The following is a 19762-nucleotide window of genomic DNA, read 5'->3' on the forward strand; positions in this document are numbered from 1 at the left end:
CTTGATCGCGATGCCAAGCTAAACATGGAGCTGTCAGAAAATGCTGTTGCATAAAAAATTACCAAAAGGCTGAGAAGTATATAGCCATGTGTCCAACACTGAACTTTTGCGAGAGGTCAAGGGTACTAAGTATGATGCTGGTATCAAGTGTTAATTCAGGCGCGACCCCGTAATTTAATTCGCCATAGGAAAGCGCGCCTTAGATTGTTAGGTGCGCTCTTACCATTAAGAATTAAATTCGCTCAAGGTGCGCACCTGAAGTTAGCATACATCATCCTCTCATAGTTCATTACCAGGACTTATGCCAAATTGGGTAACAAAGGCAAACGCACTTATATAGTATGGTGTGTTATCAACGCACCCTAGCGGCAGAGTTTATGGGTAAGTCCTGAGTAATTGACACAATTGACCGATTATTGCGGTAATCTGGAGTGACACGAAACATGCTGAAAACTATAGTTATCAACTCTCAAACCAACGAGTTACAGGAAAAAACCCTGAAACCGGAAATTGGGATTCAAGGTGAGTATCTGATTGGTCGTCACCCGAGTTGTGACCTAGTTCTGGATAGTCCTGTAGTGAGTCGTGTACATGCCAGAATCCTATGCCAAGGGGGACAGTATTACTTTGCTGACCTTGGTAGCACCGATGGCTCTCGGATCAATAATGAGGAGATGGATGTTAACCAGAACTGGCTCCTGAGGGAAGAGGATATTATCCGCATCGGTGACTTTGTGCTGCTGGTCAAAACACTACAGCAGTATGATTATAAGCAGCAACAAAACCTAGTGGTAGATGGCAATAGCACTGGGATGAAGCGGTGGACTAAGGGTGAGATTACTGTCCGCTGTGTGCAGATCATTGATCAAACCCATGATGTCAAGACCTTTCGCTTTGTGGCGGATCCGCCAATGTTGTTCAGCTACAAGCCAGGTCAGTTTGTCACTCTGGATTTGGAGATTGATGGCAAGCCAGTGAAGCGTTCCTACTCCATCTCTTCGGCCCCCTCACGTCCTTATACTTTGGAAATTACCGTCAAGCGAGTGCCAGCACCAGCCGATACTCCTGATGTTCCAGCGGGTTTGGTGTCTAACTGGTTGCACGACAACATCAAAGTTGGGTCCGAGGTGAGATTAAATGGCCCAATGGGGAAATTTACCTGTGCTGACCATTCTGCTAATAAACTGCTGTTCATTTCAGCAGGTAGCGGGATTACTCCGATGATGTCCATGTCTGAGTGGCTTTGTGACATTGGGGCTGATGTGGATGTGGTTTTTGTCCACAGCGCTCGTAGCCCAAAAGATATCATCTTCCGTCAGAAATTAGAGTTGATGGCGGCTTTGCACCCCAACTTTAAGCCAGCTATTACCACCACTCGTCCAGAACTTGACCAAGCTTGGTGGGGTTATACCGGAAGACTTAATCAAGCCATGGTGCAACAGATGGCTCCTGATTTTCGCGATCGCATTATTTATGTCTGTGGTCCGAATCCCTTTATGGCAGGGGTGAAAGCCATACTAGCCGGTCTAGACTTCCCGATGGAGAACTACTATCAAGAGAGTTTTGGTGGCAAAAAGTTGTCAAAAAAGACAGCAACAGCAGCAGCAACTCCTACACCAGTCACAGCGGAAGGTCGTCCTAAACTGCACTTAGTGAAATCACCATCAACCTGTTCAGAACCAACTGTAGTCTTTGCTAAGTCTGGGAAAGAAGTCACCTGTGATGCAGAGGATGTGATCCTAGATGTGGCGGAACAAGAAGGGGTGGCATTACCGAGCGGTTGCCGCATGGGAGCCTGTGGTGCTTGTAAGCAAAAGCTTCTAAAAGGGAAAGTCGAGTATGACGAGGAACCTGATGCTCTCCAAGAGGATGAACGGAACGAAGGTATGATTTTGACTTGTGTGGCTCATCCTGTAGGACAAGTGGTAGTTAGCGCGTGAGCTATAGCAGTTTTCAAGTGGGTGAGGTACTTTCGTTCTAGGTTTTAGGGAGTCGGGAGTCGGGAGTCGGGAGTCGGGAGTACCTTATACATTATCTGTTTTTTTACAACAGTCATCTTTTCCCTTTTTGTTACATAAGGTGAATTCTTTATTGGCGCACTTTGCATCTAGTTTTGCGTAACTTGCTAGTGAAATTTCCCGCTTCTTTAGTATAAAATGAAACTGAATCGACATTCAAGCTTGAATTGTCATAGTCAAATCATCAAAATTAGTTTGAATCCAAAATGAGTAAGACAATTTTAATCACAGGAGCAAGCAGCGGTATTGGAAAAGCAACTGCAAAATTGTTCCAGGAAAAGGGTTGGAACGTGGTTGCGACCATGAGAACTCCAGAAAAGGAAACAGAACTAAGCACCCTTGATAATGTGTTGGTGACAAGACTAGATGTTTTAGACCAAGATTCAATTACAAAAGCCGTTGAGCTAGGCATTGAAAAATTCGGCAAAATAGATGTTTTGGTCAACAATGCTGGTTATGGTGCTTTTGGCCCTTTAGAAGCAACCCCCAGGGAAAATATAATAAGACAATTTGATGTTAATGTTATTGGTCTATTGGATGTAACCAAAGCAATTATCCCCCATTTCAGACAAAATAAAGATGGTATTTTGATTAATATTTCATCGATTGGTGGCAAAATGACCTTTCCATTATTTTCATTATATAACGGGACTAAATTTGCTGTTGAGGGGATTTCCGAAGGTCTGAGTTTTGAAATGGAGGCAATTGGCTGCAAAGTTAAAATTGTTGAACCAGGAGTGATTAACACGGATTTTGCTGGTCGCTCTCTTGATATGAGCAACGATGAAAGCCTAACTGAGTATCAAGAATTAATTGGTAAGCTGTTCAATTCGATGGAATCTTTGGCTGAGCAGGCTTCTGAGCCTATTGTTGTCGCTAACGTGATTTATGAAGCAGCAACAGACGGCACTGATAAATTGCGATATACTGCTGGCGAAGATGCCAGGATGATGGTAGCTAATCGAAAAGAATTGGATGATAAGACCTTTATCCAAGGTATTAAAGAGCAATTTGGCATCTAGTTCAAATAGAGCGTTTCTCCTGAAGGGGCGAGGAAATAGCCTGGAATTATTGGTATGTAAAGCTAGTATAATTTTGTGCTATAAAAAGGGGCGTTGCTGCTTCAAGGAATGGTATAATAAAAAGAAAACCATTCCTTGGATAAGCAACGCCCCAGAGGTAACCAAAGTCCCTTCAGCCATAAAAAAATAAAGCACAGTCTATACAAGGGTTTAGAGTGCAGTGCTTTCAGCCAGTATTAGGTATATTGCTCATCTGCGGGAAAACCAGACCAGTTCCCCTGTGAGCTACTCCCTACTACCCTTTTAGCAGTTCGCGCTTATTGCTCAAATTCAGCAGCAGTTAGGGAACAATCTACCCATAGCCACCTTGTTCCAAAGCCAAAGGATTGAAGAGTTAGCAACTATTCTCCGCCAGTCGAAAAATTATTCTATCATCTCTGATTAAAAGATGTCGAATCTTGGCTTTGCGTTAAAATGACAATACCCGGTTTTGATGAAAAAGGAAACTTACCACCTGGCATATATTGGACTACATGGCTAGAATTTCAAGAGCGTTTTGGTACTAACGTAACGCGGTTACGCCAGATAGAAGGACTCAAAAAAGCAATGGAGCAATTAAAGGCAGCGGGATGTAGAACCATTTATATCAATGGCAGTTTTGTCACAAGTAAGCCCAGACCAGTGGATGTAAATTATCTCCTTACTCATGCACCCAGATTACTCAATCCTATCGACCGCGATGCACAAAAAGCTAGGGTGCATCCCGATTTTGCAGTGAGCATAAATACTCAAGTTCGGTTTTGAGCAATCAGAGCTAAGCTTTGATTCGTTGACCTATAATCAGGTGAGTTCTGCGAATGGATGCTGACAAACATGCCCAAATCAAAGCCCACGCTCAAGCAATTGCCGCTTTGCTCTATGAAGAAACAGACCCCCAACAGGTTCAAACCCTCGCAGGCATAGAAGAAGCAGTTCGTGATCACATTCTCGAGTATGTCAGCCCAGAAATGGGAAATTTTTTATCCAAACCAGCAGCGGTACCTGCGCTGGACGCAAACGCAGTATCGACAGCATCCTCGGCAGATTGAGTGTCAGTGAGCAAACTTGCTCAGAAACTTGATGTCAAACCCTACACAAGATGGAGTCCGTACCTTGAGAAGTGTTGTCTTCTGTTGAGCGCCAACGGGTCTTACGAGCGCGCCGCTTTTGACATCAAGGTGTTGACGGGTATGGCGGTTTCCCACAGCACTCAGCAACGTCTAGTTCATCGTCAAAACTTTGAATTGCCCCAAATAGAGCAACCAGTTGAAGAGCTGAGCGTAGATGGTGGAAAAGTTCGTTTACGCACCCCCAAAGGTGAGCCTTGTGTGTGGCGTGATTACAAAGGTGTGAATCTCCATGAACGTGTTGTGGGTGCTTTCTTTCACGAGAATGAAAGCTTAGTCAATTGGGTTAATCACCAGCCATTGGCAACCCCACTCACTTGTTTGGGGGATGGTCATGATGGCATTTGGAATATTTTTGCCGAGATTGGCAGGGACTCCCAGAGATGTGAGATTCTAGATTGGTATCACCTGATCGAGAACCTGGGTAAGGTCGGTGGCTCCCAACAGCGGCTGGATGCAGTGGAAGCTTGCTTGTGGAAAGGGGATGTCGATGGTGCGATTAAACAGTTCTTTGATTGGCAACACCAGCGGGTCAGCAACTTTATTGACTACCTCAACAAGCATCGGCATCGGATTGTCAACTATGGCTACTATCAAGCCGAGGGCATTTCCATTGGCTCAGGAGCAATCGAATCAACCGTCAAGCAATTGGGTCGGCGTATCAAGATTTCGGGGGCTCAGTGGGATGAGAGTAACGTCCCACAAGTCTTGAAGCATCGGTGTGCCTACCTCAACGGGCAATTTTCAACTTGAGTCTTACAAAACTGAGATGCACTCAAAAGCTATCTATAAAGGTGAGATTTTTCCTTCAGAGCAGCCAGTGGGCATTTACGAGATGAACTCCCTAGAATTTTTTCAAAAGGATAGGGATAAAAACGCCAAAGGAATTATTGCTATAGATTTATTGAGGTGGGAAGCATGATTAAAAATCAAAGACAGTATGACTACAGCCAAGAATTAGTTCGTCAATTTGAATCTGACTTATCTGTTTATGACGCTCAAGATGAAGATATAAAAAAAAATGATTGTTGGTGGAAGATTAAGCGCGATTCATTACAAAGTCATCTTAATGCTTTAAAAGCCGAAGTTGCTGAATACGAAACCCTCATCAACCATGACGATCGTACTCCAATTGTTCTGAAGCTTGATGATATTAAAAATATCCCACAACTTATTATCAAAGCTCGAATAGCTGCTAATATAAGCCAAAAACAACTGGCGGATATCGCTGGTTTAACCGAGGAAAAAATTATAGAATATGAAGATAAAGACTACCAAACAGCGAGCCTTATAGATTTTTTGTTTGTCCTTGATGCCCTGAATATTAAGCTCCAAAAAGGTGAGTTTTTAGTTCCTTTAGATACTCTCAGAATGTAAGCTATCAGCTATCAGCGTGTCGCGTATCAGCTATCAGCTGATGCGCCCTTGGGCACGCTAGGATCAGGTTAAAAGAATTGACCCAAACAGGATCAGAAATGGGTAACCGTTCGCGTAGCGGCTCGATCCGAGCATCGCTAACCCATTGGTTACCCATAGGTTGGGATCATGCCACCTTCAGCAATGACTCCTTCAAGCGAGTTTGGTCAAACCCCCGCTGATGAAGCAGTACCCAGGATTCGATCAAATCAGGACCATTGACATCCCCAGTTAGTGCAGCACGAAGCGATCGCATAACCAATCCTTTCTTTACCTTTTGCGCTTTTGTGACTTGGTTAATAATCTGCTTAGCTTCCTCTGGACTCAGCTGTTGGTAATTACCGAGTTGCTCAAGAATAGCTTGCACCACCTCACTAGCACCAGCTTTTTTGAGCTGCTCTACTGCCTGCTCAGTGTACTCAACCGACTCAGTAAAGAACATCCGAGTCATATCTACTGCTTCTGGCAAGCGAGTCAAACTTGGCCCAATCATAGCAGTCAACCGTTCCAGCCAAGGGCGATTTTCCACAGGATCACAGTTGTAGCCAACACTTTCCCAGTAGGGGATTAGCAAGTCCACTAACTCAGATGCACTCATCTGGTGGACATATTGACTATTAATCCAATCCAGCTTAGCCCAGTCAAACTTTGCCCCAGCTGGGTTCACCCGTTCAAAACCGAACTTTTGAGCCGCTTGAGCCAAAGTAAAGATTTCCTGAGTGGAGTCAGGGGGAGACCATCCCAGCAATGTCATATAATTAACCATCGCCTCAGGGGTAAAGCCCATGGCTTTGAAGTCAAAAATAGAGGTTACACCATCGCGCTTGGATAGCTTCCGTCCCTCATGGTTAAGAATCAGAGGTGTATGGGAAAATTCTGGGACTACACTCCCTAGGGCTTCATAGAGCAAAATCTGTTTAGCAGTATTAGCAATATGGTCTTCACCACGAATGACATGGGTAATCTGCATATCAATGTCATCCACCACCACAGCTAGGTTGTAGAGAGGCTGACCGATATCATTCTCTTGAGATGCCCTAGCAATGACCATATCACCCCCAAGGTCACTCCCTTTCCAGGTGACTTTACCTCGGACTAGATCATTCCAGACAATCTCGCGGTCATTATCAATCATAAAGCGGATCACCGGCTTGCGCCCTTCCGCCTCAAATGCTGCTTGTTGTTCTGGTGTCAGATTGCGATGGCGATTGTCATAGCGAGGGGCTTCTTTTCTTGCCTTTTGAGCTTCCCGCAGTTGTTCTAGTTCCTCAGCTGTGGTGTAGCAGCGATAAGCCAATCCCTGGTCTAAGAGTTGTTGAATAGCAGCACTATAAAGGTCAAGACGTTGGGATTGGAAAAATGGTCCTTCGTCCCACTCCAGTCCCAGCCAAGTTAAACCATCGAGGATGTTTTGGGTATATTCCTCTCGCGATCGCGTTTGATCGGTGTCTTCAATGCGCAGAATAAACTTACCGCTGTGGCGACGGGCAAATAGCCAGTTAAATACAGCGGTTCTAGCGGTACCAATGTGTAAATTTCCGGTTGGACTTGGGGCAATACGGACTCTAACTGTCACAGCTGATTGCTAAGAACCTAATTACTATTGTCTTTTCGTCTCTATTGTACCTGCAACAATCGACTAGTCCGGCGGTTATCATCTTTAGGAGCAGTCAAAATTATCCCATATAGCACGAAGCATTAAGGTGTTTGACATTTATACAAGCAGCAAAAGCCGTTATAGTACACTTTTGCCTTTTGCCTTTTGCCTTTTGCCTTGCGCGTAGCGCTATATTTCTTCTACGGGACTGACGGGGCTCGAACCCGCAACTTCCGCCGTGACAGGGCGGTGCTCTAACCAATTGAACTACAGTCCCAATCTCCGAGCCATTTACTATTGTTATGTATGACTGGTGTATTTGTCAAGGCTTTTTTTGAAAAAAACTGAAAAATACTTTGAGCAGTCACTTTAGAGCTCTGAGCTCTCAGCCGATTTGCCCTGAGCTTACCCTCGACCAATGACCGAAGGCTCAGTTTATGGCTCAGACCAGTATAACCTATCCTAGGGTTCACGCAATAGGGTGCGTGATTCACGCACCCTAGGGCTCACTATTTTTTTTTCAAGACCAACTAAACGGGCAAGGGGTCTCCCGTTATAATCGCGTGATTTAACGGGAGGGGAATTGCGCGACGGGGTCTAGAGGAGATCGTCAGTGGTACAATAACATCATGCGATTAACCTATTGCTACAGAATCAAACCGAATGCCGAACAGATAGCTACGATGGAAAGGTGGCTAGAACTGTTGCGTCGTCACTGGAACTATGCTCTCGGGCAACGGCTTGATTGGTTAAATCGGACTCGTTGTTCTATTGACCGTTGCAGTTTAGAAAAAGAGGCAATAGGTGAAATTCCGCAAGTCGTCAACTACTACACTCAGCAAGCAGCACTGAAGGAAACCAAGAAGCTGTTCCCTGAGTACAAGCAAATCTATGCCGAAACTCAACAAGTTAACCTACAACGACTAAATAAAGCATGGGATAGATGGCGTAAACCTGACAAATCTGGAAAACGCGGAGGGAGACCTCGGTTCAAGAAGCAAGGTCAACTACGGTCATTTGTGTTTCCACGGGTCAACAATGCCAAAGCAGGAGCGCATCTAAATGTTTATTGGGCTGCGCCCAAACATTTATCAAAGGATGGCGTGCTTAAGCTGAGTCGAATTGGTGAAATACCTGTGGTAATGCACAGACCTATTCCGAATGGGTTCACCTTGAAGCAATGTACCATCATCAAAAAAGCAGACGGTTGGTATGCCTGTTTTTCAATGCAAGATGATAGAGTCCCTGAGTTGTTACCTATGGATTTGGTTAAATCTGCTGTCGGTATTGACGTGGGTTTAGAGAAATTCTTAACAACATCAGACGGTGATGGGATTGAAATTCCTCAATTTTATCGTTTGACTCAGAATAAACTGGCTAAGGCACAACGAGTTCTGTCGCGCCGTGTCAAGGGTTCCAAAAACTGGGAGAAGGCTAAACATAAAGTTGCTTTATTGCACTTACACCTAGCCAGATGTCGAAAGGAATTTCACTATCAAGTTGCACATTGGTTATGTAGTAAATATGATTTGATTGGGTATGAAGATTTAAACATCAAAGGACTCGCTCGGACTAAATTAGCCAAATCGATACATGATGCTGGATGGGGGTTATTTTTGGAGATCTTGCAAGCAGTGGCGGTCAAACGCGGCTTGTTAGTCCAGAAAGTCAACCCACGGGGTACAAGTATTGAGTGTTTCAATTGTGGAAAACGAGTAGAGAAGGACTTGAGTGAAAGAGTTCATCATTGTCCGAGTTGTGGGGTCAAGGTTGACCGTGATTGGAACAGTGGTATTAATATTTTGAATCGTGCATTAATGGCGGTTGGACTGCCGCTCAATGGCTGTGGTAAATCGGTACAAGGTACTGAGGAACAGCAAGTCTCATTTGTGAATCTGAGAAGCCTACATCATAATCTTTGATTTGATGTAGGAGTGGTCACAAACCTTATTTACTGCTATGGCAAAATCACCGTTCTCTGTTGGTATTGGAGACTTTTGAGATTAAAATTGCCTCTGAAGCCGTTCTGCTGAATGGATAAAATCGTTCCAGGCTAAGAATTAATAGGAGCATCAAAACCTGTACTGGCCAAGGTGCCATAGCAAAACCAAATATTAGACAGACAATGGTACTGCCTACTCCCAATAGGCGAGGGATTTCGTGAGAGACTCTCCAAGATATCAAGATGCTCCCTAGGGCAGTTACCAAAAGAATTAGAAAAAGTGGAAGCATATTAATCACCTGTTATAAAAGAAATTCTAGACTTCAATAATTTCCAGATCTCTAAATACCAGACCTCTAAAAATTATAGAGAGGGCTCCCCTCCATCCAATGATGGCGAAAGCCCCCTTTAGATTTAATTTAGCATCTAGCTATACATTTTGTGTGTAAGCTAGAGCACAAAACCTAATAAGTTAAGAAATTGTTGCATAACTTCATGCTAAGTTTTGAAAGTTAATAGTATTGGGCAAAGTGTTGGGCAAAGTGTTGGGCAAAGTGTTGGACAAAAAGTTGACTAGCCACTGCTTGAGGTGATATGTAGCGCGGCAGTCATCTTCATTGTAGCGCTGGATAATTTCGAGAATAGAGTGATTGCCTGTTTTTAACCACTGGTCATACAAACACACACATTCGGAGCCAGTCATATCCGGATCGCGCCACTCAAACCCCAACCATCTAGCCAGATTTTTCAGAGAATAACTCTCCACTGGCATGGTCACAGTATCAATAACTATTTGATGAACATCCACGAAACGATCTAGCAGGGGTCTAACTATATGTCGTGGAGTTTGGTAAAGGGTTGCTAAGCGCTTGACCGTATCAACTTCATACTTGGAAAAATGGAAGATTGGGGCATCTGGATAACGCTCAACTAAGTCTAGAAATTGTAGCCAGATGAATCCTTCTTGCCAAGAATGTTCTGCGAATAGGTTATGGAAGGTCTCAGTTTCAGTGCGTCGATCAATCACCAACACCCCTAGCAAATACTCCAGGGGCAAATCAGGCTGTGCTTCAATATCAAAATAAAGCTCAACAGATGCTGTTGGTAAAGAGTTTTGATTCGGGAGGTCTGCCGAGATTTTGGCATTACCATTCCCTCGCTCTAGTTGTTGGTATTCAAGTATACTAAAGTAGTGTTTGGGATAGAGCAGCACCCGGTTTTGTACCTGAGATTGGGCTTGCTGCACCAGCTGGAAAGCTACTAAGCTACCAAAGCTTGGCTCTAATTCACTAATTGTGGACGTGGCTAAGGATTCGATTGTGGTTACTCCCAAAGCCTTCAAATCCCGATAGCGGCTGGGTGTTACTCCAGGCAATAGGGAAATGTGCTCTACAGATTTAGCGATCGCATAACAACTGTGATACCAACAGCAAAGACTACACCGCTGACGGGAAATGAACACCTCTGGTTCTTGTCGCTGCAATAGAGTCTCAATACATTCCGATAGCAGTTGTTCCATCAGTGGTACCCATCGTTCTATTACCACGGTGTAGGACTTTTGGTTACGCAAAATTAATGAGGCAGTGGTCGGCCACTGTCCTTGTACTGCTGCTAACAGCTGAGCACGAAAAGCGGTAAGGATTTTATACTCTGGCTTGGGCCGTTTGCTGAGCTTAATGGTGGTGGGAACATAGATCCAATCACCAAAATTAGAACGTCCCGGCTGTTTGACCAGCAAATCAGGAAAACATAGCAATGTCACCCCGTCACCAGTTGGCATCAACAGTACCCCTCCAGAAATGTACTCTGTCCCTTGTTGCATTAGTTTCAAGGTGGCCTGTGCAGCAGCGTGCCAATCTGTTCTGGGGTAGCGGGGTGAGTGGTGGGGCACAGTAGCCAGAATCTGTTGTTTATGGTCTCGGCTTTTCTGTTGCAGTTTCAGCCGAAAATCTGAGGGTGGGTCTTGCTCTGTGGGATCTCCATAAATGTCCAAAAAAGCCCGACGCCGACAGCGTTTGTAATCTAAAAGTAATGCGTCCGTCAGCAGCATAATTATAGTTTCAGCTAACCCGTCATGGCTGGTAACACTCGCCGCTCCGGTAAGATGTCACCAGCCATGCAGGATGAATCAATCCGGTCAACCCGGATTGATTGATCAATCCAGGGTTTATCCCGCTTTTATTAATTTATGTAAATTTACCGAAACATTGACTGAGCAACCAGGGATTACTTAACAATTATTTACATAAAGGCTTGATTTAATTTTACCGAATCCCACCGCCCAAAAGTCTAGTAATCACGGGCTTTGGCTTTCTAATCAAGGGGAATCAAAGCAAGACTGGCAACGGAATCGACTCTGGCAAAAAAAACTAATTATGACACCGCGCTGGTAAAATCTTTATAAAAGATTAAATCTTTAAGAGATCACTGTAAGAGTCTATCAAAAACAGGAGAACACAAATTGACTTACTCAATCTTGCTTGCTGCTGCATCTGCCGTTCCCAACACCCTGGAATGGAGTCCGACAGTCGGAATCATCATGATTATCTGCAATGTCCTAGCGATTGCATTAGGAAAAGCTACTATCCAGAATCCTAGCGCAGGGCCAGCGTTGCCTATGCCTGAGTTCTTCGGTGGCATGGGTTTTCCCGCATTACTAGCAACCACTAGCCTCGGTCACATCATAGGACTAGGCACTATCTTAGGATTGGCTAACATGGGGATTATCTAGAGCTTAGGAGCTCTAGGGTATAGGGCGAACTGGGATAGTGATGATGGTCAGGTTGATCCAGGGCTGATAATTCACAGCAGATTCTCACCCAGTCACTCGGTCATGCAGTAATCCTAGACACGATTACCCTATACCCGATCTTCTAACAGGTATCCCTGCTTGGCCAATAGTGCTGTACCATAAGCAGCCGCTGTGTGAATAGATGGCAACATCGGTACCATGAGCTGACGCTCTCGAATCCTTGTCCAGGTAGGATTTTTGGCACCACCACCAGCAGTATAGACACAGGTTTTGGGACTTGCTCCGAGCTGTTGTAACAAACGATACCCCCTAGCTTCAATTCGGGCTATGCTTTCAAGGATTCCTTGGAGAAATTCCACGGAATTATCGGGTTTGGGTTCCAATCTTGGGGGGAGATCCGGGTCATTAATGGGAAAGCGATCGCCTGGTCTAAGTAAGGGATAATAATCCAGGGGACTTTCTTGCTCGGGGTCGATTTGAGAGCTGAGACTTTCTAATTGTATGTCACTGAAAAAGTGGCGTAGTACTGCTCCACCCGTGTTCGATGCGCCACCAGTAAGCCATAAATTTCCCAATCGATGACTGTAAATCCCAAATCTGGCCTCTTCTACACGACTGGTACTCAATAGTTTCAATACCAAGGTAGACCCAAGGGAGGTTACTGCTTCACCTGGTTGTTTGGCACCACTAGCGATAAAAGCGGCAATACTATCGGTGGTACCTGTACAGACTAGACAGTCTGATGATAATCCCAAGCTGTGAGCTACCTCAGGGGTTACAACTCCAACTGGTGTACCGGGAGCCAAGACATTGGGTAGCATAGATGACACCGGTAGCTGTTTGATCCAGTCAGGATAGCACAAGTTTTCAGGATTATAACCGAGCTTTAAGGCATTGTGATAGTCACTAATGCCTAATTTGCCATGCAATAGAAAGGCTAACCAGTCCGCTTGATGGAGAAAGTATAGGGGATTAGTTTCAGCAGAGATATTGCTAATCAAATCTGTACAGTCATACCACCAGAGAAGTTTGGCAAGGCTGGAGGTAGCACTTAAAACGACATGGTTGGGAGGAGCAATGGTTCTAAGTTGTTCCATCACAACTACTCCTCGTGGATCGTTGTAAAGGATGGGTGCATCTACTGGTTGACCGATGCGATCGCATAACAAAACTGTTGCGGAGGTGCCATTAATTGCGATCGCATTAATTTCACCCTTGATTGACTGGGGAATTTGCTCAATCAGGGAAAATAATACCTTCTGCCACTGTGTTGCGGTATCAATGGTGATGGCTTGGAGTGGAAACGGATATTGAGTCTCGGCAAAGATAGTACCAACAGAGTCTATCACTACTGCCCGTGCGCCAGAGGTTCCGAAATCGATGCCTAGATAGACAGTCATTAGGGATTAGAATTTAGAATTTAGAATTTAGAATTTAGAATTTAGAATTTAGAATTTAGAATTTAACTTAATTATCCATTTTACATTTTACATTTTACATTTTACATTCTCCATTCTTTATTCTTTATTCTCCATTCTTCATTCTTCATTCTTCATTCTCCATTCTTCATTCTTCATTCTTCATTCTCCATTCTTCATTCTCCATTCTGCTTAAGCGATCGCATCAAAAAAGCCATTGCTCAAACATCCCCTATAACTGACCCACTGAACACTAAGCAATAAGCACTAAGCACTCAGCAGTCCTTCCTGTCGCGGGTACTCCTGTAAAACCTCCTTCAAATACTTCCCGGTATAGGACTTAGGATTGTTTGCTACCTCCTCTGGTGTTCCAGAGGCAATGACTTCTCCCCCTTTATCCCCACCTTCTGGTCCTAAGTCTATTATCCAATCAGCACAGCGAATCACATCTAAATTGTGTTCAATCACCAAAACAGAATTTCCTTTATCTACCAACCGCTGCAATACATTCAACAAGTGATGAACATCATAAAATGACAATCCTGTTGTCGGTTCATCGATTAAATACAATGTCTTTCCCGTTGCCCGACGTGACAATTCTGTTGCCAACTTCACCCGTTGTGCTTCTCCACCAGATAATGTTGGTGCTGGTTGCCCTAAGTGGATATATCCTAACCCCACATCGACTAAGGTTTGTAACCGTGATGCTGCTCTTGGAATATTCTTAAATACCTCCAACGCTTCTGCCACTGGCATATTTAAAATATCAGCAATGGAATATCCTTTATACTTCACTTGCAACGTTTCTCGATTATATCGCGCTCCCTTACAAACGTCACATTGTACATAGACATCGGGCAAAAAATTCATCTCAATGATATTCACCCCCTGTCCCGAACAAGCTTCGCAACGTCCCCCTTTGACATTAAACGAAAATTGCCCTGGCTTGTAACCTCTAGCTTTAGCTTCAATAGTTTTAGAAAATACCTCTCGAATTGCATCAAACACTCCTGTATAGGTAGCAGGATTAGACCGGGGAGTGCGACCAATGGGAGATTGATCGATTACGATTGCTTTATTAATAGCGTTGAGTCCCTCAACTTGATCCAATTCTTTGGGAAAGGGTACTTTACGAGTCATATGATGTTGTAATGCCGGGTAAAGTAATTCATTGACTAAGGTAGATTTCCCAGACCCAGAGACACCTGTAATGCTAACTAATTTCCCTAGTGGTATCTCTACCTCAATGTTTTTAAGATTGTTACGATGAGCATTTTTAATCACAAAAGAACGACCATTACCCTCTCGACGTTTACTAGGGGTTTCAATTACTTGCCGTTTTGATAAATACGCTCCCGTCAGGGAATTATCACTTTTGATTATAGTCTCTAAATCCCCTTGAGCAACAATTTCTCCCCCATGAATTCCAGCTTTCGGACCAATATCGACAATATGATCGGCAGTACGAATGGTTTCTTCATCATGTTCTACAACAATCAAGGTATTGCCCAAATCCCGCAATTTGATTAGGGTAGTCAGTAACCGTCCATTATCTCTTTGGTGCAATCCAATACTTGGTTCATCTAATACATACAGAACTCCAGTTAAGCCTGCTCCAATCTGAGTCGCTAGGCGAATCCGCTGAGCTTCTCCACCGGAAAGGGTCATGGCTGGACGGTCAAGGGTAAGATAATCTAATCCTACATCAATTAGAAATTGTAATCGGGCTTTAATTTCTTTGAGGGCAAGGTCTCCAATTTGAGCTTGGCGGGGGGATAGTTGTAAGTTATCAATCCGTTGACGACATTGGCGAATTGAGACACTAGTTAAATCATCAATATGATATTGTCCTAACCGCACGGAGAGTGCTTCTGGTTTGAGCCGTTTACCATGACACTCTGGACAGGGTTGATAAATTAAATACTGCTCTAGTTTTTGTTTTGATGCTTCAGAGCTAGTGTCTTTATACTGTTTTTCTAGAATCGGGATAATGCCAGCATAGCGCTTGTAGTAACCTTTTTCTTTGCCATAAGCAGAATCATTTTGAATGTAGATTTTTTCGTCGGTGCCGTAGAGCAGAATGTTTTGTTGTTCAGAGGTTAGCTGATTCCAGGGAGTTTGGATTTCAAAACCATAAGCTTCTCCTACGCTATAGAGTAGGGAGATGTAGTAGGTGTTGTCTTTTTCTGACCAGGGGGCAATAGCACTATATAAGGGTTGAGTAGGATCAGGTACTACTAGTTCTGGAGAAAAGGTTTGTAAATTACCGATACCGTGACAAAATGGACAAGCACCATAGGGGGAATTAAAGGAAAATAATCGGGGAGATAATTCTTCCATTACTGCCCCATGTTCTGGGCAAGCAAAGTTTTCTGAAAATACGATTTCTTGAGGAATGTCTTGGTCAGATGAACTGCCATTTTTTGGAGGAGTACGTCTATAATTATGATCAGATTTGACTTCTGCTGACTGTGCTGATGTATTATCTAAAACTTGGATAACTGCAATTCCAGTAGAACGTTTTAGGCAAGTAGCAAGGGAATCGGTAATTCGTTCTTGAATACTAGGCTTTTTGATGAGACGGTCAACCACCACTTCAATGTTGTGGGTATAATTTTTATCCAGTTCGATGGTATCGGAGAGGTCAAAGGTTTCACCATCGACTCTGACCCGCACAAATCCTTCCGTGGCTAAGCTGGATAATAGTTTCTTGTGAGTGCCCTTTTTGCCTCGGATAACCGGAGCCAGGATATGGAAGCGAGTCCGGTCAGGGAGTTCCATAATGCGATCGCACATCTGGTCGATGGTCTGGGGCGCAATATTGCGATCGCATTTGGGACAATAGGGTTCACCAGCCCGTCCAAACAGTAATCGCAGGTAATCGTAAATTTCCGTAACTGTACCAACGGTGGAACGGGGGTTATGGGATGTAGATTTCTGGTCAATGGAGATAGCGGGGCTTAAGCCTTCGATGGCATCCACATCCGGTTTATCCAGTTGTCCTAGGAATTGACGAGCATAGGCACTAAGGGATTCTACATAACGGCGTTGTCCTTCCGCAAAGATAGTGTCGAATGCCAGGGAGGATTTGCCGGAACCGGAAACACCAGTAAAGACAATAATGCGATCGCGTGGCAGTTCCAGATCAATGTTTTTCAGGTTATGCTGTCTAGCCCCCCGAATCCGAATGGTGTTTTGAGCAGAGTTAGGGGTGTGGTCCTGGGTGTGGTTGAGGTTAGAGGATTTTGGCATGACCGACAGCGGCTTTAAACTCCTTAACAATAGTAGCGCTATCCGTTCCCATAGTAATGTTTTACCTAAGCATTCAGCTGTTTGCCGGACACCCTCTAGCTTTCAGCTTGAGCGATCGCAGACTTAAATTGTATAGTTTTTGTATAGTTTTCAGTAAGCTCGCGCACACTCCAAAGCCCACTCCCGAGCTCCTGAGCCCCCCTGCCGATTCAATCTATAAATTATAGAGAATAGATACAGCGTTTTTCATAACTATGAGCTACACAGGTTTTTTGCCCTGTTCCGAAGTCCCTGTTCCGAAGTCCCTGCTCCCTGCTCCGAAGTCCCTGCTCCCTAAAATCTATAACGAAAGTACCTCACCCAATTCAAAACCGCTGTATTATAGTTACTTAAACCGACATGAACTGACCATTACGTCTAAGTCAAATGATATTACTATGGAATCGAAAATTCTGGAACTTTTTGCGCAGTGAAAACCTTGATAAAGTAATGGGGGTTATTATAATAATCATTACCATTAACACCATCACTATATCATGGCTGGAACCAGATATCTCAAAAGCAGATGCTTTCTGGTGGAGCATCGTCACCCTAACAACTGTTGGCTATGGTGATATCACCCCTGTCACAGTTGGTGGTCGCGTTATTGCTATTCTCGATATGTTTGTGGGGATTGGATTCTTAGCCATCTTCACCGCTAGCCTCGCTGGTATTTTTGTCGATCAAAAACTCAAAAATGATCTAGGTATGGGATCTTATAATTTTAACAATCACTTGATTATTTGCGAATGGAATTCTAGAGCAAGATTTATCATCAATGAGTTGCGAAGGTTTCCTAAAACTCAAGATGAGAAAATTATTTTAATTGCTAATATAGACCGGAAGCCTATCGAAGACAATAATTTGTTTTTTCTTAAAGGTAATGTAAGTGATGAAACCTTGATTCGAGCCAACTTGATCCAGGCTAGAACTGTTATAATTTTAGGGGATGACAGTATAGATGACACAGCTCGCGACGCAAAAGTTATACTATCTACCCTGACAGTAGAAAGTATTAATCCCAAGGCTTACACAGTTGTGGAGCTGGTAGATGAAACTCATGTTAAATCCTGTCAGCGGGCTAAGGTTGACGAAATAATCGTTAGTAGTGAGTTAAGTAGTATGCTCATTTCCCAAGCTGCTCTTAACCATGGAATTACCAAAGTTGTCTCTGAAATATTAAGTACTCAAACTGGGAACAAGCTTTATAAAATTGCGATTCCTGACTCTCGGGTTGGTAGTTCCTTTATGGAAGTATTTACGTATATGAAGCAAGCCTATCAAAGTATTGTCTTAGCGGTACAAAAAGGAATTGAAGGAGACGTTATCTCCAATCCACCGACAGATTATAAACTTGAGAATGGTGACTATTTAATTGTCGTTTCTCAACACGAACCACGACTGCTAAAGAAATCTTAAACGAGAAATCTTAAACGTAAGTGTGACCTGTGAACTGTGACCTGTGATGTGTTAATTAACAATTTTAAATTTGAAATTTTAAATTGACGAATACCCTTCCAGGATAAGTAGTTAACCGCAACTAATATCACGTCGTCATTCCAGGCTGATAGAGGCTGGAAATTATCAGTAAATTATCAGCAAATTTTCAGCCTCTGTTCAGCAACAACTAAACCAAGAAACCAATAATCCTAGTCAAGCTACTAACCTAAAATTATCCACTTGATGGGGTGCCAGCAAAATCCGTTTTGAACACTAAGTTTTGAACACTAAGTTTTGAAGACTAAGTTTTAAACACTTAGCTGATTAACTCTACGGATAATGATGTAGCTACATAGATAGTTGAGCAACACACTCATTGACAAATCTACCATATTGATCTCATTGATCAGGATCACCATGAAGCATTCAATTATTCAATCACTCAAAATCGTCACCATGGTTACGGTAACCTCTACACTAGCCATGGCATCTAGCGCAACAGCAGCTACCCTCAAGGTGACAATTGAAAGCCTGGCACCGGAAAACGGCACCTTATTGACTCCAGTCTGGGTTGGTTTTCATAATGGTCTGTTTGATATTTATGATCGGGGTGAGGCAGCTTCACCAGGACTTGAGGGCATTGCTGAGGATGGCAATGCAGCAGTGCTTAGTCAAGAGTTTTTTGCTAGTGGTGCGGGTTCAGTTGATGGGGTAATTCCTGGTCCAAATGGTCCAGTTGCTTCTGGGGATATTGCCCAAGCCACATTTACTGTAGATTCTACTAGCCGTTACTTCAGCTACGCGGCAATGATTCTCCCCAGTAATGATGCTTTCATTGCTAATGGCAACCCCTTGGCTATTGAGATTTTTGATGAAGATGGTAATTTCACTGGAGCTGACTTTACCGTTCTCGGTTCTCAAGTTCTGGATGCAGGTACTGAAGTTAACGACGAGCAGGAGACGACTACTGCTTTCTTCGGTCAAACTATTCCTGATACCGGTACACCAGAAAACGGAGTTGTCACCCTGCATCCAGGTTTTATTCCAGGTGGACCGATTTTATCAACTCCGGCGTTTGCTCAAGCTGACTTCACAGTGGATGGCTACCAGATAGCACGTATCAAAGTCGAGAAAGTGCCAGAATCTTCTACTACTGGAGGATTACTTGCTATCGGTGGGTTGTTATGGCTGGGTAGCCGCTGGCGTCAGAGTCTTAACAGATTCGCCTAAATCCCTTTGGCAATTGACCATTGACAATTTTAAATTGTTTTCCCTTCTTGATGAAACACACTATATAAGTAGTCAACATCAGGACTTACGCACAGAGTCCATGGGTAGGGTGGGCAAGGTTTTGCCCACCCTACAGGTAGATAAACGCGATCGCTTACATGTCAGACTTGACTTGAACCTAGTGCGATCGCATAAGCGCGGAAGCTTTGCTTCATCGCGAAGCGGAGGCCGAAGGCCACGCTACGCGAACGGCTTTGCCGAATCGCTTTTTTTAAACCACTCTAGCGAAACTCAACACTGGCAAGGCATCAATATTTCCCGCTTCTGACGACTCCCGACTCCCGACTCCCGACACCCGACCCCCGACCCCCGACACCCTACTCCCTACTCCCTACTCCCTACTCCCTACTCCCTACTCCCTACTCCCTACTCCCTACTCCCTACTCCCTACTCCCTACTCCCTACTCCCA

The 19762-nt window shown here is 43.9% G+C and carries 16 protein-coding genes, 1 tRNA gene and 1 pseudogene; 11 read left to right on the plus strand and 7 right to left on the minus strand.

What is annotated here, in order from left to right; genetic code table 11:
* Positions 1-443 precede the first annotated feature (443 nt).
* A complete protein-coding gene (locus tag BJP37_RS14770) occupies positions 444-1940 on the plus strand; it encodes an FHA domain-containing protein (protein WP_075899843.1) in 1497 nt (498 codons plus the stop codon).
* 44 nt (positions 1941-1984) lie between these two features.
* Here the strand turns inward: BJP37_RS14770 and BJP37_RS43570 are convergent, their stop codons facing one another.
* Entirely contained in the window at positions 1985-2107 is a 123-nt protein-coding gene (locus BJP37_RS43570) for a hypothetical protein (RefSeq protein WP_269087005.1), read from the minus strand.
* A gap of 117 nt (positions 2108-2224) precedes the next feature.
* Between BJP37_RS43570 and BJP37_RS14775 the strand changes: the two genes are divergently transcribed.
* From BJP37_RS14775 to BJP37_RS14795, 5 genes and pseudogenes are all read left to right on the plus strand, one after another.
* Positions 2225-3040, plus strand: coding sequence for an SDR family oxidoreductase (locus tag BJP37_RS14775; protein ID WP_075899845.1), 816 nt, complete (start codon positions 2225-2227; stop codon positions 3038-3040).
* A gap of 474 nt (positions 3041-3514) precedes the next feature.
* Positions 3515-3844, plus strand: a complete 330-nt coding sequence (locus BJP37_RS14780; protein ID WP_075899847.1) for a DUF6932 family protein — start codon at positions 3515-3517, stop codon at positions 3842-3844.
* 53 nt (positions 3845-3897) lie between these two features.
* Positions 3898-4959, plus strand: a pseudogene (locus tag BJP37_RS34455) (ISKra4 family transposase).
* A 16-nt stretch (positions 4960-4975) separates the two neighbouring features.
* On the plus strand, positions 4976-5128 hold the full coding sequence (locus BJP37_RS41095; RefSeq protein ID WP_198954051.1) for a hypothetical protein: 153 nt from the start codon (positions 4976-4978) through the stop codon (positions 5126-5128).
* Positions 5125-5583, plus strand: a complete 459-nt coding sequence (locus BJP37_RS14795) for a helix-turn-helix domain-containing protein (protein ID WP_075899853.1) — start codon at positions 5125-5127, stop codon at positions 5581-5583. Before BJP37_RS41095 ends, BJP37_RS14795 begins: the two co-directional genes overlap by 4 nt.
* Before the next feature lie 166 nt (positions 5584-5749).
* Here the strand turns inward: BJP37_RS14795 and gltX are convergent, their stop codons facing one another.
* Both gltX and BJP37_RS14805 read right to left on the minus strand, forming a co-directional pair.
* Complete coding sequence (gene gltX / locus BJP37_RS14800; protein WP_075899855.1) at positions 5750-7198, minus strand: glutamate--tRNA ligase; 1449 nt, start codon at positions 7196-7198, stop codon at positions 5750-5752.
* Positions 7199-7422: 224 nt separating this feature from the next.
* Positions 7423-7496, minus strand: a tRNA-Asp gene (locus BJP37_RS14805).
* Positions 7497-7848: 352 nt separating this feature from the next.
* On the opposite strand from BJP37_RS14805, the gene BJP37_RS14810 reads away from it, so the two are divergent.
* Positions 7849-9141, plus strand: a complete 1293-nt coding sequence (locus BJP37_RS14810; protein ID WP_075899857.1) for an RNA-guided endonuclease InsQ/TnpB family protein — start codon at positions 7849-7851, stop codon at positions 9139-9141.
* 46 nt (positions 9142-9187) lie between these two features.
* On the opposite strand, the gene BJP37_RS14815 is transcribed toward BJP37_RS14810, so the two are convergent.
* Together BJP37_RS14815 and BJP37_RS14820 are read right to left on the minus strand one after the other, a co-directional pair.
* On the minus strand, positions 9188-9451 hold the full coding sequence (locus BJP37_RS14815) for a hypothetical protein (RefSeq protein WP_075899859.1): 264 nt from the start codon (positions 9449-9451) through the stop codon (positions 9188-9190).
* Between the two features lie 203 nt (positions 9452-9654).
* Positions 9655-11211, minus strand: a complete 1557-nt coding sequence (locus BJP37_RS14820) for a TM0106 family RecB-like putative nuclease (RefSeq protein ID WP_075899861.1) — start codon at positions 11209-11211, stop codon at positions 9655-9657.
* Positions 11212-11622: 411 nt separating this feature from the next.
* On the opposite strand from BJP37_RS14820, the gene psaK reads away from it, so the two are divergent.
* A complete protein-coding gene (gene psaK, locus BJP37_RS14825) occupies positions 11623-11892 on the plus strand; it encodes a photosystem I reaction center subunit PsaK (protein ID WP_075899863.1) in 270 nt (89 codons plus the stop codon).
* Between the two features lie 128 nt (positions 11893-12020).
* Here psaK and BJP37_RS14830 read toward each other — a convergent pair whose 3' ends face one another.
* Positions 12021-13313 (minus strand): FGGY-family carbohydrate kinase, encoded by a 1293-nt coding sequence (locus BJP37_RS14830; RefSeq protein WP_075899865.1) that lies wholly within the window; start codon positions 13311-13313, stop codon positions 12021-12023.
* 285 nt (positions 13314-13598) lie between these two features.
* A complete protein-coding gene (gene uvrA, locus BJP37_RS14835) occupies positions 13599-16583 on the minus strand; it encodes an excinuclease ABC subunit UvrA (RefSeq protein WP_075899867.1) in 2985 nt (994 codons plus the stop codon).
* A gap of 489 nt (positions 16584-17072) precedes the next feature.
* Between uvrA and BJP37_RS14840 the strand changes: the two genes are divergently transcribed.
* From BJP37_RS14840 to BJP37_RS36575, 3 genes are all read left to right on the plus strand, one after another.
* Positions 17073-18041, plus strand: a complete 969-nt coding sequence (locus BJP37_RS14840; RefSeq protein ID WP_229415318.1) for a potassium channel family protein — start codon at positions 17073-17075, stop codon at positions 18039-18041.
* A 438-nt stretch (positions 18042-18479) separates the two neighbouring features.
* Complete coding sequence (locus BJP37_RS14845) at positions 18480-19292, plus strand: spondin domain-containing protein (RefSeq protein WP_075899871.1); 813 nt, start codon at positions 18480-18482, stop codon at positions 19290-19292.
* Positions 19293-19305: 13 nt separating this feature from the next.
* Complete coding sequence (locus BJP37_RS36575) at positions 19306-19620, plus strand: hypothetical protein (protein WP_143727620.1); 315 nt, start codon at positions 19306-19308, stop codon at positions 19618-19620.
* The last annotated feature ends 142 nt before the right edge of the window (positions 19621-19762 follow it).

It is taken from the genome of Moorena bouillonii PNG, assembly GCF_001942495.1.
Lineage (GTDB): Bacteria > Cyanobacteriota > Cyanobacteriia > Cyanobacteriales > Coleofasciculaceae > Moorena > Moorena bouillonii.